Origin of the sequence: Nocardiopsis sp. NPDC006938 (assembly GCF_042869555.1) — a bacterium.
Classification (GTDB): domain Bacteria; phylum Actinomycetota; class Actinomycetes; order Streptosporangiales; family Streptosporangiaceae; genus Nocardiopsis.
Window position 1 is genome coordinate 186,156 of sequence record NZ_JBIAGA010000001.1, and the last position, 15,968, is coordinate 202,123.

The window sequence follows — 15,968 nt, forward strand, 5'->3', positions numbered from 1 at the left end:
GCCCGGGGGCGGACCCCTCAGACCTGGGACCCCACCCTGACCTCGTACGTGCCCAGCTCCCCGGCGTCCACGAACAGCTCGTCGTTCGCCGCCAGGTCCGGGGTGGCCACCGGAAGCAGCGCCCGGACCCGCCCGGGGCCCGAGGCCAGCCACGCGTGCCCGGGATCGACCCGGCCCCGCCCGTTCTCCCGGTCGTCCACCGAGGTACTCAGCTCCACCGCCGCGCCGGACAGTTCGTCGGCGGTGGTCAGGACCGGGCCGAGGACGAGCTGCACCGGCACGCCCTCCGCGTCCAGCCACAGGCAGGCCGGGGTGTAGGCGCTCGCGGTCCCCGACCCCCCGCTCAGGGCGGCCACGCCCACCCGGGCGGAACGGGCCCGCGCCGTCACCGCGTCGTCGGCGCCCCTCACCAGCTCCGGGGCGACCAGCGTCTCGTGGTCGCCCGCCAGCACCGGGACCGGTTCGGCGGGGGTCACCGGGGCGCACATGCGCGCCTCGGGTTCCACGATGATCTCGATCGCGCCGTCCACGGCGCGCGCGTGCGCGGACGCCAGGGCCTGCGCGCCGCCCTCCAGCAGTTCGCCGAGGCCCTGTGACCCCGGGCTGCCCATCACGTCACCGTCGTCCAGCGCGCCCGCGCGCGCACCGCCGCCGCTCGGCGACAGATAGGTGACCCAGCGCAATGTTCCTCCACGTTCGGTTCGCGATCCCCTCGCGGCTCACGGGCCGGGCACCGGCCGGGCGAGGGGAGTCCGCCCCGCGCCGGGCTCAGGACGCCGCCGTCGAGCCGTGCTCCTTGCCGGTCCCGGCGCAGCCCCGGCAGGGCTCCTCGACCCGGTGCCAGACGACCAGCCCGTTGACCTCCCGGTGCGGCCGCTCCGGCCGCCACCACCCCGTCCCGGCGCAGAACCGGCACCGGTCGCCGTCCCGGTCGCACCAGCCGCACGCGGAGATCGCGCACCTGGAATGGGTCGGTTCCCGCGTCGACTTCATGTGCCCCCACCGTCTTCCGCGCAATCGCGACCAGCCTCGCACAGGCGGCACATGGGAGTCCAGCGCTCACGCGGGGCGAACGTCCCCGGTGGCGGGGCCCGCGGGGCCGCGTCTCAGGCGGAGTCGCGCACCACGAGCCGTGTGTCGAGCAGGATGGTCTCGGACTCGGCGGTGCGCGGGATCGCCACGTCCACGAGGAGCCGGGCCATCTCCTGCCCCATCCGGACGGTCGGCTGGTGGACGGTGGTGAGCGCCGGGTCGCTGTGCCGGGACATGAGGGTGTCGTCGAAACCGACCACGGCGACGTCCCCGGGCACGCTCAGCCCCCGTTCGCGCAGGGCGCGGACCGCGCCCACCGCCATCATGTCGGAGGCGACGAAGACCGCGTCGGGGTTACCGCCCTGGTCGAGCAGGCGTGCCATGGCCAGGGCCCCGCCCTCCACGCTGAAGTCGCCCTGGATCTCCAGTCGCGGGTCCGCCCCGCGTCCGGCGTCGGCCATGCTCTCCCGGTAGCCGCGCAGTCGCTCCACCCCGGCGTTCATGTCCTGCGGGCCGGTGATCGTGGCGATCCGGGAGTACCCGGCGTCCACGAGGTAGCGGGTGGCCGTCCGCGCTCCGTCGAGGTTGTCGATGTCCACGCAGAACGGCGCGGGTTGGGCCTCCGAGTAGGGGCGCCCCCCGTGCACCACGGGGACCCCGGACTCGGCCAGCCGCGCGGTGAGGGGGTCGTCCCGGTGCAGGGACACCAGCAGGGCGCCGTCCACGTGCGAACCGCTGAGGTACTCCCCCACACGCTTGTGCTCGGCCTCGCCCCTGGCGGTGGTGAGCATGAGCTGGAGGTCCCTCTCGTGGAGGACCGAACTGACACCTCGGATGATGTCGGCGAAGAAGGGGTCCGCGAACAGGCGGTCCCTCGATTCGGACACGACCAGGGCGATCGTGTCGGTGCGGCGGGTGACCAGGGTCCGCGCCGCCTGGTTGGGGCTATAGCCCAGTTCGGCGATCGCGGTGTGGACGGCCTCCCGGGTCCTCGGGCTGACCTGGGACGACCCGTTGATCACCCGGGAGACGGTGCCCCGGCCGACCCCGGCCCGTTCCGCCACCATCTCCAGGGTCGGCCGTTGCCGACCTCCGCTCTTGGCCACTTCGAGGCTCCTTGGACGTCGTGCCGCCGGTCGCCCGGCGGCGGTGGTGTGGTGGGCACGGTGCGGACGCACGAGGTCCGCGGGGCGCCCGTGCGAGGACGTCCCGCGGACCCGGTGGTGCGTGCGCGGTGGTCTACCGCTCAGGGAAACGGCCGGTCGCGGCCAGTTCCGCGTACCAGAGTCCGGTGTCCTTGACCACGCGCTCCTGCGTCTCGTAGTCCACGTGGACGATCCCGAACCGGCGGGAGTATCCCCATGCCCACTCGAAATTATCCAGAAGTGACCAGGCGAAGTAACCGCGCAGCGGCACTCCGGCGTGGATCGCCTCCTTCGCGGCCCGGAGGTGGCCCTCGTAGTAGTCGGTGCGGTCGGGATCGTGGACGGCGCCGTCCTCGCTGACGGTGTCCTCGAACGCGCAGCCGTTCTCGGTCACGTAGAGGTCGATGCCGCCGCTCTCCCCTGCCAGGCGCTGGAGGACGTCGTACAGGCCGCTGGGGTCGATCTCCCAGCCCATGTGGGTGACGGGGAGCCCCTGTGAGACGTGCACCTCGTCGGGGCCCGCGCCCAGCCAGGCGTCACCGTCGCCGCTGACCAGGGCGGGGTCGATGCCCTGGGCGGAGCCCGCGACGAACTCGGGCGAGTAGTAGTTGATGCCGAGGAAGTCCAGGGGCGCGGCGATGGTCTCCAGGTCGCCGTCGCGCACGAACGCGAAGTCGCTGACGTGGGCGAGGTCGGCCAGGACGTCGGCGGGGTAGGCGCCCTTGAGCAGGGGGTCGGTGAAGATGCGGTTGCGCACCCCGTCGGCCCGGCGGGCGGCGCGGACGTCGGCGGCGGCGGCCCCGTGCGGACGGATCACCGCCTGGTTGTGCGCCAGTCCGACTTTGGAGGGGTGGCCGGTGGACCGGATCGCCTGGGCGGCGAGACCGTGGCCGAGCAGCAGGTGGTGGGTGGCGGCCAGGGCCGCGGCGGGGTCCTGGCGACCGGGGGCGTGGTGGCCGTTCTCGTAGCCCAGGAAGGCGGCGCACCAGGGTTCGTTGATGGTCATCCAGTGGGCGACCCGGTCGCCGAGGGCCTCGGCGACCACCGACGAGTACTCGGCGAACCGGTAGGCGGTGTCGCGGGCGGGCCAGCCTCCGGCGTCCTCCAGGGGCTGGGGCAGGTCCCAGTGGTAGAGGGTGGCCCAGGGCTGGACACCGGCCTCCAGGAGGGTGTCGACCAGGCGGTCGTAGAAGTCCAGCCCGGCCTGGTTCACGGGGCCGGTCCCGTCGGGGACGACGCGCGGCCAGGCGACGGAGAAGCGGTACGCGCCGAGGTTGAGGCGCCGCATGAGGGCGACGTCCTCGGCGTAGCGGTGGTAGTGGTCGTCGGCGGGGTCACCGGTGTCCCCGTTGAGGACCTTGCCGGGGGTCTCGGCGAAGGTGTCCCAGATACTGCGGCCTCGACCGTCGGCGGTGGTGGCGCCCTCGATCTGGAAGGAGGCGGTCGCCGCCCCCCAGAGGAAGCCTTCGGGGAAGTCGTTCGGGTTGCTCACTGCTTCGGTACGCACCTTCCGTGGCGGGTGGACATCGCTTGGGAGCGCTCCCAATCACCGAAGCAGACGCCCCTCGGCGAGTCAACGGAGAGACACCTCCCCGAGATTCAACCGTTACCGTCCGTCCCCGCAGGCGGGGACGGACGGTAACGGTTAGTCGGAGGCCCGACCGGCCGGGATGACGATCCCCTGCCAGCGCTCCTCCATGAAGTCCCGCACCTCCTCGCTGTGCAGGAGCTCGTTGAGCCGCTCCAGCTCCGGCGAGTCCCGGTCCTGCGCGCGCACCACCAGACCGTTGGCGTAGGGGTTGTCCTCGGTTTCCTCCCGCGCCAGCGTGTGGGCGGCCGCGGGCAGGTCCGCCTCCAGGGCGTAGTTGCCGTTCACGACGGCCGCCTCCACGTCCTGGAGGGAGCGCGGCAGCTGGGCCGCCTCCACCGCGGTGACCGAGACGTTCAGGGGACTGCCCTCGATGTCGGACTCCGACGCCTGGCCCCGGGTGTCCTCCGCCAGCGTGACCACGCCGTTCTCGGCGAGCAGCCGCAGGGCGCGGTCCATGTTCGACGGGTCGTTGGGCACCGCGATCCGGGCGCCCTCGGGGAGGTCCTCCAGATCCGTGACGCTCTCGGAGTACAGGCCGAAGGCCTCCAGGTGCACGTCCTCCACGTAGGACAGGTCGGTGCCCGGGTTGCCCTCCAGGTACTCCTCCAGGAAGGGGACCGTCTGGTAGTAGTTCGCGTCGAGTTCGCCCTCGGCCAGGGCCGCGTTCGGCTGGTTGTAGTCGGTGTACTCGACCACGTCCACGGCCAGACCGGCGTCGGCCGCGAGCCGCTCGTCGACGAACTCCAGGATCTCCGCGTGCGGCACCGGGGTGGCGCCGACCCTCAGGGTCACGACGCCCTCGTCCCCCTCGCCGCCGCCCGCCCGCTCACTGGGGCTGCCGCAGCCCGCCAGCAGGACCGCGGCCGCACCCGCCGCGGCGGCCCCCCGCAGCGTCTTCGTCCCTGTCATCACTTCTCCTCGCCGTTGAATCCGGACAGTTCGGGAGGGGGTGGGGGAAGGCGGGGGGCCGCGGCGCGGCTCAGCGCCGGGAGAGCCTGCGTACGAGCAGGTCGCCGAGGCTCTGCGCCACCTGCACGATGACGATCAACAGGATGACGGTCGCCCACAGGTAGTGGTCGTTGAAGCGCTGGTAGCCCTCGCGGATGGCGAGGTCGCCCAGGCCACCGCCGCCGATGGCGCCGGCCATCGCGGAGTAGGAGATGAGCGTGACCACGGTCATCACCAGACCCGCGATGAGACCGGGCATGGCCTCGGGCAGCATCACCTTGCCCACGATCGTGAGCCTGCGGGTCCCCATCGCGTGCGCGGCCTCGACCACCCCGCGGTCGACCTCGCGCAGGGAGGTCTCCACCAGACGGGCGAAGAACGGGATGGCCCCGATGCTCAACGGCACGATCGCGGCCGTCGGGCCCAGGGTCGTGCCGACCAGGAAGCGGGTGAGGGAGAGCACCGCCACCATGAGCACGATGAAGGGGAGGGAGCGGCCGATGTTGACGACCGCGCTGAGTACGGCGCGCACCGCCGGGGCCGGGACGAGGCCGCCCCGGTCGGTGGCGACCAGCAGCACCCCCAGCGGCAGACCGATCAGGACGCTGAAGACGGTCGCCCACCACACCATGTAGACGGTGTCCAGGGTGCCCAGCCACAGGTTGGGCCACATGGTGGGCCAGTCGGCGACGAAGTCACCGATCGCGGTGAGCGCGTTGCCGTCCTCCGCGAGGACGAGGACGTCGGCGGGGTTGAGGGTCACTTTCCGGCCTCCTCGACCAGCAGGCCGTGCTCGGACAGGTAGCGCAGCGCGTCGGCTCGGCGCTCCCCGCGCATGTCGACGCTCAGCCGCCCGACGGACTGTCCGGCGACCTGCTCCACGCCGCCGCCCAGGATGTTCACGTCCACGTCGAACCGGCGGGTGAGCTCGGACATGAAGGGCTCGTCGAAGGAGCGCGGGTAGGTGATGACCACGCTCTGGGGACCCCCGTTGTCCGGAAGCGGGAACAGGGATCGGGCCAGCAGGGAGCCCGGGGTGCCGATGAGGTCCAGCACGCGGCCGGACTCCAGGAACCGCCCGTCCTCCATGATCGCGGCGGAGTCGCAGATCCGCTTGATCACGTCCATCTCGTGGGTGATCAGCAGGATCGTCAGGCCCAGCTCGTCCCGCAGGCGCCGCAGCAGGGACAGGATCGAGTCGGTGGTGGCCGGGTCCAGCGCCGAGGTGGCCTCGTCGCTCAACAGCACCTGGGGGTCGGAGGCCAGGGCGCGGGCGATGCCCACCCGCTGCTTCTGGCCGCCCGAGAGCTGGGAGGGGTAGGCGCGCGCCTTGTCCCCCAGCCCCACCAGTTCCAGGAGCTCGCCCACCCGGGCGGCGCGCCTGGCGCGGGAGACCCCGGCGACCTCCAGGGGGAAGCCCACGTTGCCCGCCACCGTGCGGGAGGAGAGCAGGGCGAAGTGCTGGTGCACCATGCCGATCCGCCTGCGGGCCGCTCGCAGACGGGACCCGCGCAGGGAGGTGAGTTCCTCCTCCCCCACGCGCACGGAACCGGCGTCGGGGCGTTCCAGCAGGTTCACCGAGCGCAGGAGGGTGCTCTTTCCGGCACCGCTCTGGCCCACGACCCCGAAGATCTCGCCGGACTCGACCGACAGGTCCACATCGTTGAGAGCGTGCACCTGGCGTTTCTTCAACCTGTAGGTCTTGTGTAGACCCACTGCGTCAATCACGGTTTTCCCATCGACGTCTGGCGGTGGTGTCCCAGGGAGCGCTCACGGGCGCGGATGCGCTCCGGGCCCGGCGCGGGTGTGACGCCCACACCCGAGCGTACGAAGCGCTCACCTGGCGTGCGGGGCGGCGCGCCGGTACCCGCGGCGATCGCGGAGCGGCGGAGGACGGCCCCCGGGGGGTGGCCCCGGCGCGGTGCGCCGGGCGCGGCTCGGGGTCCGAGGCGGCTAACGGGGCATGCGACAGCGGCCGCCGGGCAGCGGAACGCACCGCCGGGTGGTCTTCGCCGTGGCGGCGGGAGTCGCTTTACCGTGCTCAGGAGCCTTCACGCCGTCAACTCAACCATGGCCGACCGGGTCGGTTCATCACTTTACTCGCCGTGAATATGGTTATTTTGAACACATTGAGGCTTTTGCCGGAGAGTCCTACCGCACTCTCCCGCCCGCGAGTCCTCACGAGTGCCTAGACTCATGACCGTCCCGTGACTCTTCGTCGGCGCACACGCGCCGCGAGTACCGAGGGCCGCCGCGGCCCCACCGCCGCCGCGCCCGCCCGGGAGAAGACGAGCAGACGCACCCACGACGCCCCGTGCCCGCAGGGGGACGCGCGTGGGTCCGAGGAGCGACCACACCGTGCAGTTCGAGGACACCGAGCAGTTCCAGGGCGCGGCGCAGACCGACGGCCACGCCGACTTCTGGGCGCCCGACCCACCGTCCCGCACCCGGGGCGAGGCCCTGGCCGACCTGGCCGAGGGCGCCCGCGCGCTGGGCGCGGGCGCCCTGTCCGGGCTGGCCTCGGCGGCCCCGCCCCGTGGAACCCGGATCGCCGCGCTCTGTCTCTCGCTGGTCGCCGCCACCGCCCTGCCGCTCCTGCCCGCCTCCGCCGCTCCGGCCCCGGGAGCGCCGCCCCGCGAACCGGAGAGCATGAGCGACCTCAAGGACCGGGCCGCCGCCCTGACCGAGGAGTTCGAAGGCGAACTGCGCGACATGGAGGCGGTGATGGAGGAGGCCGAACGCGCCGGGGACCGTGCCGACGCCACCCGCGAGGAGGTCGAGGACGCCCGCGACCAGGTGGTGTCCCTGGCCGTGGCCACCTACACCAGCGGTGGCATCGACCCGGCCATGTCGTTGTTCGTGGAGGCCGAGCCGGACGAGGTCATCGACCGCGCGGTGGTCATCGACTACCTGTCCACGACCAACCAGGAGAAGATCGACCACCTGAACCAGGCGCTGTCCCGCGACGAGGTCGCGCAGCGCAGCGCCCAGGAGCGGCTGGACGAGGCCTCCGAGGACATGGACGAGCTGGAGGAGCGCCGTTCGGAGGTGCACGTCCTGATCGCCGACCACCCGAACCAGCCCATGCAGCCGCACAACAGCATCACCCCCCGCACGGAACAGATGCGGGACCTGGTGATCGAGCGGTTCGGCCGAGGCGACGACGTGGGCGGGGTCGGCTGCTACCGGCCGGACGGCGGCTGGGTGGTCGGAGAACACCCCAAGGGGCGCGCCTGCGACTTCATGCTGCACCCGAACGGCGGCATGCCCGACCAGGAGCAGATCGACCGGGGCTGGGAGATCTCCGAGTGGGCGAGGGAGAACGCCGACGACCTGGGGATCATGTACGTCATCTACCGGCAGCAGATCTGGGACGTGCGGCGCGGCGACGAGGGCTGGCGTGCGATGTCCGACCGGGGCAACATGACCGAGAACCACTTCGACCACGTCCACATCTCGATGTTCTGAGCTCTCGGGGCGGGGTGCGGCGTGGCCGCACCCTGGCCACAACCGGCCACAGGCGTCACATCCCGCACGCAAACCCGGTGCGTCCCGCCTGCGCAGGTCAGCGGCGTGGAGGTCGCGAGACGCCGACCCGACAGCCCGTGAGGCCATTACCCGAACCCCCACCCGCGCGTCCACACCCGGACATCACGATGACGTCACACCAAGGGTGACTTCGGGTACGAGTGGCACGAAACGATGACGATTCGGTCCCTAACCCCAGGTCCGGCCTGCCCTGGCAGCACCTGCCACGGCTAGGATGCAAGGCGTCCCGACCCCTGGCCCGCGGGAAACCGACCCGCTGGCTCCACATGCGGCGGTCGGTGCCCCGTTGGAACCGGGGACCTCCTCACGACACGGGGAACTCCCGCTCTCACCCGTCCGCTCTCGCCCGCGGTCACGGCGTCCGAGGCGGGCCGCCCTCCCCCACGGTTCCCCGTGCTGTCACCCACCCGGCGATCCGCCGGTGGCCACCACGGGAACTCGTGAGAACCCACGGGCGCCAACGAGCGCCTCACACAAGACGGTCACCACATCACCGGGCGAGGGGAGCCATGAGCGAAAACGGACCTTACAACCAGCCACCGCAGAACCCCTACGGCGGCGACGGCACCGGCGGACAGCCGCCCTACGGGCAGCCGCAGGGAGCCCCCTACGGTGACGCCGCCACGGGCGGCCAGCCGGGCTACGTTCAGGGCCCCTACCCGGGCGCGCCCGGCCAGGACCAGGGCATGTACGCGGGCGGACAGCCCCCCTACGGCCCCGGTCCGGGAGGCCCCGGCGGTCCCCCCGGCTACCCACCGGTCCCGCCTCCCCAGCAGGGCGGCGGAGGCAGCAAGGCCGGCCTGTGGGTGGTCATGGGCGGCGGCGTCGTCATCGTCATCCTGGTGATCGCCGTGGTGGTCATGCTCGTCACCAACGGCAGCGGTGACGGCGGCGAGGAGATCGCCGCGGGCCCCGACGAGACCTCCGAGGCCCCCGAGGCGGAGCCCGTGGAGGAGGAGCCCGCCGAGGAGGAGCCCGTCGCGGGGGGCGCGCTCGGCGACCCACCGCACGCCCTGCCCACCGAGCCCTGCGAGTCGTTCACCGAGCAGATCCAGACCGACTTCGACCTGCGCGACAGCGGCCGCAAGTACGTCTCCGACAATTCGTCGAGCTGCTCCGGCCTCGGTGAACTCCCGGACAACAACTCCGGTGACGGCTTCGGCTCCCTCGAGATCGCCTACAAGCTCCCCTACAGCGCCAGCGACTCCCCGGAGGCCGCCTCCGAGGACCTGAACTACACGCTGGAGCGCATCCGGGGCGAACACGATTCGGACCGCTACGAGGCCGACGACGTCGAGGTGGACGAGGAGCTCGACCTGGGCAGCGAGTCCTACCTGCTCGTCACCCGGTCCGAGCGGCTCGGCGACAGGCTCCCGGAGGCCACCGTGCTGCTGCGCCAGGACAACGTGGTCATCACGGTCACCTACTACCTGGACACCACCCGGGGCGGCCGCGAGGACCTGGAGCTCTCCGACGACGTCCAGGAGATCATGCTCAACGCCGGGAACGAGGCGCTGGCCGCCCTCGCGGGCTGACCGGCGCGGTCACCGAACGGACCTGGCACGAAGGGGGCCGCGGCGTCGCCGCGGCCCCCTTCGTCGCGCGTTCGGGCGCGGTTCCCGACTACGGGAGGTCGGCGCGGACCCGGCGGGCCGCCTCGACCATGTTGCGCAGGGCCTGTTCGGCCTCCGCGTAGCCCCGCGTCTTCAGCCCGCAGTCCGGGTTGACCCACAGGTTCCCGGCGTCCACGTGCGTGGCGGCCAGGCGCAGGGACGCCTCGATCTCCTCCACCGAGGGCACGCGGGGCGAGTGGATGTCGTACACGCCCGGGCCGATACCGCGCTTGTAGCCGCGCTGGCCCAGGGCCTCCACGAGTTCCATACGGGACCGGGCCGCCTCGACACTGGTGACGTCGGCGTCCAGGGCCTCGATGCCGCCGACGATCTGGTTGAACTCCGAGTAGCACATGTGCGTGTGGATGGTGGTACTCGCCGCCACCCCGGACGTCGCCAGGCGGAAGGAGTTCACCGCCCAGTCGAGATAGGCCGCCCGCTGCTCCTCGCGCAGGGGCAGTAGTTCGCGCAGCGCCGCCTCGTCCACCTGGATGTGGCGGATGCCCGCGCGCTCCAGGTCCGCGACCTCGTCACGCAGGGCCAGACCCACCTGTCGGGCGGTCTCGCCCAGCGGCTGGTCCGTGCGGACGAAGGACCAGGCGAGCATCGTGACCGGACCGGTGAGCATGCCCTTGACCGGCTTGTCGGTCCGCGACTGCGCGTAGGTGATCCACTCGACCGTCATCGGTTCGGGGCGCGAGACGTCACCGAACAGGATCGGGGGGCGCACGCACCGCGAACCGTAGGACTGCACCCAGCCGTTCTCGGTGGTCGCGTAGCCCTCCAGCTGCTCGGCGAAGTACTGGACCATGTCGTTGCGCTCGGGCTCGCCGTGGACGAGGACGTCCAGGCCGATCTCCTCCTGGAGCGCGATGACGCGGTCGATCTCCGCGCGCAGGGTGCGCTCGTACTCCTCCGTGGCCAGCTCTCCACGGCGGTGGGCGGCGCGGGCTCGGCGCAGTTCGGCGGTCTGCGGGAAGGAACCGATGGTGGTCGTGGTGAGCGTGGTGTCCGTGGGAATCCCACGGTCCTCGGGCCGCTCGTAGGCGTCCTGACCCAGGGCGTCCAGCCGGGCCCGCACACGGGCGTCGGTGAACGAGGGGGTCCCCGTGGCCGACGCGTCGAACGCGGAGTCGCCGCCCTCGCTGAGGACACGGCCGAGCAGGGCCACCTCCCCCGCCTTCTGCTTGGCGAAGGCCAGCGCGGCCCGCAGTTCCGGGGCGAGCGCCGTCTCGGCGTCCAGGTCGATGGGCACGTGCAGCAGCGAGCAGGAGGTGCTCACCGTGAGCTCGTCGGTGAGGGCGAGCAGGGTGCCCAGCTCCGCCACGGCGGCGGGCAGGTCGGTGCGCCACACGTTGCGCCCGTCCACGACACCCGCGACCAGGCGGGTGGAGCCCAGTCCGGAGACGGCCGCGAGGTCCTCGACACCCTCGGAGTCGGTGACCAGGTCGAGGCCGACCGCCTCCACCGGGGAGTCCTTGAGCACCCGCAGGGCGGCGGCGCCGATGGAGCCGAAGTAGGTGGAGACCAAAAGCGCGGGACGGTCGGTGAGGGCGCCCAGACGGTCGTAGACGCGCTCCAGGTGACCGACGCAGGCGCGGCCCTCGTCGGTGGCCAGGATCGGCTCGTCCAGCTGGACCTCGGTGGCGCCGGCCTCCCTGAGGTCGGCCAGGAGCCGGGCGTAGGCGTCCAGGAGCTGGTCGAGGAGCTCGATGGGCTCCCATCCCTCGGGAGCGTCGTCGGCGGCCTTGGCCAACAGGAGGAACGTCAGCGGGCCCACCAGCACGGGCCGGGTCGGGAACCCGGCCTCAGCCGCCTCGCGGAACTCGGCGACCGGCTTGTCACCGACCAGGCGCGGCCGGGTGCTGGGGGAGAGTTCGGGGACGAGGTAGTGGTAGTTGGTGTCGAACCACTTGGTCATCTCCAGCGGCGGGGCGCCCTGCTCGCCCCGGGCGAGCGCGAAGTAGCGGCGCAGCTGCTCGTCGCGGTCCCCGGCCTGGGCCGGGGAGGCGAACCGGGAGGGGACGAGGTCGAACAGGACCGCCGTGTCCAGCACCTGGTCGTAGTAGGAGAAGGTGTTGGACGGCAGGTCGTCGACGCCCGCCTCCCTGAGCTGGGAGTACACGCCCAGACGGAGGTCGGCGGCGATCGTGTCGAGCTCGGCGGCCGTGGTGCCGCCCTTCCAGTAGGACTCGCTGGCGCGCTTGAGTTCGCGGTGGGGGCCGATGCGCGGGTAGCCGTGCACGGTGGAACGCACGGACGGCCGGGAGGCCGGGGTGCTGGGCATGGAGCTTCTCTCCCTCGTCGAAAGCCGGGCACCGACCACGAGGAGGTGAGGACGCGGACACGCCGACGGACGCCTCGCGGCGTACGATCGTCTCCGCCCTCGGCCCTCCCTCGGGGCACGGGACCACCGACGGCACGGGTGCGCCGCCGGGTGGAGGCAGGTCTTCGGACTCGTGGGCACCTCCGGCGTGACCGCCGGACTCCTACTGGTCACCGCTTCCCAGTTCCCGACTTCTCAGGTCGGATCACCAGTGCTCTAGGCGACGTTCGTTCCCACTCACCGCTGCGGGGCAGTCCCGGACTCGCACCGGGTTCCCTCTCTCGACACGCGACACCCGTCCCGAAGGGATTTCGGGGAGACCAAAGGCGGAGCGTGTACCTTCCACGGCTGCAAGTATAGGGAGCACCCCCTCTGCCCCTACACCCGGCGTGGCCATCGCCCACTCGGCGTGAACCCGCCCCGTGTTCGCGGCATCACACCCGACAACCAGCGTGCGTGGGGGCCCTCTCCCCCGTCACCCCCACGAACGTTCGTCTGACGATGAACGTGGAGAACCCCAGGTGAAGCAGCAAGACCGGCAGACCATGGCTCCCGACCACCCCCTCCTCACGGTCGCGACCGCGGTGGTCGTCGTGCTGGGACTGGTGCTGTCCGTCTCCGGACCCAGAGGACCGTTGGAGGACAGCGCCCTGGCGGACGACACCGGCGATCACTCCTCGGAGGGCGGGGACGGTCCCCCCGCCACCGGCGAGCCCGACCAACTGACCACGGTCTCCCCCGACGCGGTCCCCGGGACCGAGGAGGTGACCCTCGCCCACGACGGACGCGCCGACGTCACCGTCACCTACCCGGCGGTGCCCCACGCCGCGCCGCTGACCGACTTCCTGGACCGCACCCTCACCACCCAGGTACGGGCCTTCGAGGCCGCCAACCCCGGTGCGCGCTCCTTCGTCGGCGAGTGGGGCCTGACCGCCGCCGAAGACCGTGTCCTCGGGGTTCGGTTGACCACCGCCGAGACCGACTCCGAGGAGACCAGGGAGGGGCACAGCACCTACTGGTACGAGACCGACACGGGCGCCGTCCACGGCTCCAGCGAACTGATCGCGGGGCAGACCGAACTGGCCGAGCTCAACGAGAGGGTGCGCGAGGCGGTGGCCGGCACCGACGCCGTACCCTCGTCCCTGCACCCGATCAGCGCGCTCTACGACTCCGTCGGCTTCAACCCCGACGGCGACCTGGTGGTGGAGTTCGACTCCGGCCAGGTGGCCCCCGCCAGCGCGGGCCGGGTGCACGCGGTCATCCCCCGGGACGAGGCCGAGCCCCTGCTGTCGGAGTTCGGGCTGCGGGCGCGCGCGGCCGCCACGACGGGCGTTCGCGCGTTCACGATCGACCGTGCCCCGGAGGCGGACAAGGACGGCTCCGCCCCCACCGCGCCCGGCGTGCTCGCCCCGCGCGACGACACCGTCGACTGCGCCGACCCCGACACCACGTGCGTGGCGCTGACCTACGACGACGGTCCCGGCGGGCGCACCCCCGAACTCCTGGACGCGCTGGCCGCCCATGACGCGAGGGCCACCTTCTTCGTCACCGGCCTGCCCGTCACGGAACACCCGTGGGTGGTGCGCCGCGCCTACGCCGAGGGGCACGAGATCGCCAACCACACGCTCGACCACCCGAACCTGACCGAGCTGTCGGCGGGCGCCGCCCGTGAGAACCTGGAGGCGACCCAGGCCCTGGTGTACCGGGAGACCGGCTACACCATGGACCTCATGCGCCCCCCGTACGGAGCCACCAACGCGAAGGTCGCCGACGTCACCCGCGAGCTGGGCCTGGCACAGATCCTGTGGAGCGTGGACACCAACGACTGGCGGGACCGCAAGGCCAGCGTGGTGCGCAAACGCGTCCTGGACGGAGCCTCCGACGGCGCGATCATCCTGATGCACGACATCCACCCCACGACCATCGACGCGTCGATCGACGCCATCCGTCTGCTGGACGAGCGCGGGTTCACGATGGTCACGGTGTCGCAGCTGCTCGGCACCACCGAACCCGGACGCGAGTACGTGGACGGCACCCCCGACGAAGAGGAGCGGGAGACCGCCGACGGCTCCGCCTGACCCGCGCCTCCGGGCCGGTGACCACTTGTGGTCACCGGCCCGGAGGCCGCGGCCCCGTCCCCTATGTTGCTGCCAGCGGCCGGGGGAGAACCCCCACAGGGACGAGGGAGTCGGGTGTTGGCGCCGAGGAGAGCAGGACCGGTCAGAACCGTTGCGCGCGCCCGTTCGGGGCGCCCGCGCCCGTTCCGGGCCGGGGCCGTGCTGGTGCTCCTGGCCCTGCCGCTGGCCGCCTGCGGGAGCGCGAACCCCGGCGCGGGCGGCGGCGACCCGCAGCGGCTCACGGTGCTGTCCGAGCGGTCCGTGGACGGGATCGGCGAGTGGCGGGGCGAGGCCCGTGACTTCCCCGGGCACCCCGTCGATCCGGCGGGCGTGGAGATCAGCGTCGCCTACCCGGAGATCGAGGGCGCCGCAAGCCTGTCCGAGGGCCTGGCCGCACGGGTGGACCAGGAGGTACGGGACTTTCGCGCGGGCACCCGCGACCCGGTGCGCCTCGACATCGGCTGGGAGCTGGTCGCCGCCGGGGAGGGCCTCGTCGGCGTCCGGCTGGTGCGCACCGAAGAGGACATGCACGGTCTGCGGGAGGGCTACTCGACCTACTGGTACGACGCCCGCTCCGGGGCCGTGTCCTCCTCCACCGAACTCCTGCGCGGGCAGGAGGAGTTGGGCCTGCTCAACGGGATCGCGCGCGAGGAGCTCGCCGACCTGGCCGACGTGGACCCGAACGCCCTCCAGCCGGTGCTGCGGACCTACGACTCGATCGGGTTCAACGCCGCCGGGGACCTCGTGGTGGAGTTCGACGACGGGCACCTGTCACCGATCGTCGACGGGCACGTACCCGACAGCTCACCCGGGCGCCGGGCCGTGGTGGTCGACCACGATCGGGCCCGACCACTCCTGTCCGACCTCGGAGAACGGGCCCGTGAGGCCTCCCTCGCGGACGAACCCGACCTGCTCCCGCCGTCCGCCGGGGAGGCCGGGAAGGACGACCCGAGCGACGACCCGCCCCCCGGCGCGGTGACGGCGGGCGACCCCGGCGTCGACTGCCAGGACGGGGTCACCCGGTGCGTCGCCCTGACCTTCGACGACGGCCCCGTGGACGCCACCCCGCACCTGCTGGACCTCCTCGCCGAGGAGGAGGTGAGCGCCACGTTCTTCCTCAACGGCGGACCGGCCCTGACCCGGCCGAGCGTCCTGCGCCGCGCCTACGCCGAAGGGCACGAGATCGCCAGCCACGGCGACGAACACGAACACATGAACACGATGGACGCCGAACGCCTGCCCGCGCAGACGGCGGCGGTCAGCGCGATGGTCCGCAGGCAGACCGGGTTCACCGTGGAACAGTTCCGGCCCCCGTTCGGGGCCACCGACGAGGCCGTGCACGAGGAGATCGCCGCCCAGGGCATGGCGGAGGTCGCCTGGACGGTGGACAGCCGCGACTGGGAGGGCCACGACCGGGACGAGATCGTGGAACACGTGGTCGCGGAGGTCGAACCGGGCGCTGTCGTCCTGTTGCACGACCCCCAGCCCGCCACGCTCGCCGCGGTCCCGGAGATCATCGAGCGGCTGCGCGCCCGGGACTACGTCTTCGTCACGAGCGGCCAGGCCCTCGGCGGACCCGAACCCGGCCGCGTGTACCCGCCGGACTGGGACGGCGACTGGTAGGGGCGGCCCGAACACGCGCGGGCG

Annotated in this window: 12 protein-coding genes and 1 riboswitch; of the genes, 4 read left to right on the top strand and 8 right to left on the bottom strand. The window is 72.4% G+C overall.

Features of this window, described 5'->3' with window-relative positions; all coding sequences use genetic code 11:
- Positions 1 to 17: 17 nt before the first annotated feature.
- The 7 genes from ACFYL4_RS00850 to ACFYL4_RS00880 form a co-directional block, all read right to left on the bottom strand.
- Positions 18 to 683, bottom strand: a complete 666-nt coding sequence (locus ACFYL4_RS00850) for a hypothetical protein (RefSeq protein WP_387515415.1) — start codon at positions 681 to 683, stop codon at positions 18 to 20.
- An 85-nt stretch (positions 684 to 768) separates the two neighbouring features.
- Positions 769 to 993: a hypothetical protein gene (locus ACFYL4_RS00855; protein WP_387515417.1), complete on the bottom strand. Its 225-nt coding sequence runs from the start codon at positions 991 to 993 to the stop codon at positions 769 to 771.
- 113 nt (positions 994 to 1,106) lie between these two features.
- On the bottom strand, positions 1,107 to 2,138 hold the full coding sequence (locus ACFYL4_RS00860) for a LacI family DNA-binding transcriptional regulator (RefSeq protein ID WP_387515419.1): 1,032 nt from the start codon (positions 2,136 to 2,138) through the stop codon (positions 1,107 to 1,109).
- A gap of 133 nt (positions 2,139 to 2,271) precedes the next feature.
- A complete protein-coding gene (locus ACFYL4_RS00865; protein WP_357757234.1) occupies positions 2,272 to 3,669 on the bottom strand; it encodes a GH1 family beta-glucosidase in 1,398 nt (465 codons plus the stop codon).
- A gap of 153 nt (positions 3,670 to 3,822) precedes the next feature.
- Positions 3,823 to 4,677, bottom strand: coding sequence for a MetQ/NlpA family ABC transporter substrate-binding protein (locus ACFYL4_RS00870; protein WP_387515421.1), 855 nt, complete (start codon positions 4,675 to 4,677; stop codon positions 3,823 to 3,825).
- A 70-nt stretch (positions 4,678 to 4,747) separates the two neighbouring features.
- Entirely contained in the window at positions 4,748 to 5,479 is a 732-nt protein-coding gene (locus ACFYL4_RS00875) for a methionine ABC transporter permease (RefSeq protein ID WP_387515423.1), read from the bottom strand.
- Entirely contained in the window at positions 5,476 to 6,432 is a 957-nt protein-coding gene (locus tag ACFYL4_RS00880) for an ATP-binding cassette domain-containing protein (protein WP_357757415.1), read from the bottom strand. The genes ACFYL4_RS00875 and ACFYL4_RS00880 overlap by 4 nt, the downstream gene beginning before the upstream one ends.
- Before the next feature lie 642 nt (positions 6,433 to 7,074).
- On the opposite strand from ACFYL4_RS00880, the gene ACFYL4_RS00885 reads away from it, so the two are divergent.
- The gene (locus ACFYL4_RS00885) at positions 7,075 to 8,184 is read left to right on the top strand and encodes a coiled-coil domain-containing protein (protein WP_387515958.1); all 1,110 of its coding nucleotides are present in this window, start codon (positions 7,075 to 7,077) and stop codon (positions 8,182 to 8,184) included.
- Between the two features lie 590 nt (positions 8,185 to 8,774).
- Positions 8,775 to 9,800, top strand: coding sequence for a DUF3558 domain-containing protein (locus ACFYL4_RS00890; protein WP_387515425.1), 1,026 nt, complete (start codon positions 8,775 to 8,777; stop codon positions 9,798 to 9,800).
- A gap of 88 nt (positions 9,801 to 9,888) precedes the next feature.
- On the opposite strand, the gene metE is transcribed toward ACFYL4_RS00890, so the two are convergent.
- Positions 9,889 to 12,165 (bottom strand): 5-methyltetrahydropteroyltriglutamate--homocysteine S-methyltransferase, encoded by a 2,277-nt coding sequence (gene metE / locus ACFYL4_RS00895; RefSeq protein ID WP_357757247.1) that lies wholly within the window; start codon positions 12,163 to 12,165, stop codon positions 9,889 to 9,891.
- A 137-nt stretch (positions 12,166 to 12,302) separates the two neighbouring features.
- Positions 12,303 to 12,518, bottom strand: a riboswitch (cobalamin riboswitch).
- Between the two features lie 231 nt (positions 12,519 to 12,749).
- On the opposite strand from metE, the gene ACFYL4_RS00900 reads away from it, so the two are divergent.
- Both ACFYL4_RS00900 and ACFYL4_RS00905 read left to right on the top strand, forming a co-directional pair.
- Entirely contained in the window at positions 12,750 to 14,282 is a 1,533-nt protein-coding gene (locus ACFYL4_RS00900; protein WP_357757418.1) for a polysaccharide deacetylase family protein, read from the top strand.
- A gap of 204 nt (positions 14,283 to 14,486) precedes the next feature.
- Positions 14,487 to 15,944 carry a polysaccharide deacetylase family protein gene (locus ACFYL4_RS00905; protein WP_387515960.1) on the top strand — a complete coding sequence of 486 codons (1,458 nt, stop codon included), beginning with the start codon at positions 14,487 to 14,489 and terminating at the stop codon, positions 15,942 to 15,944.
- The last annotated feature ends 24 nt before the right edge of the window (positions 15,945 to 15,968 follow it).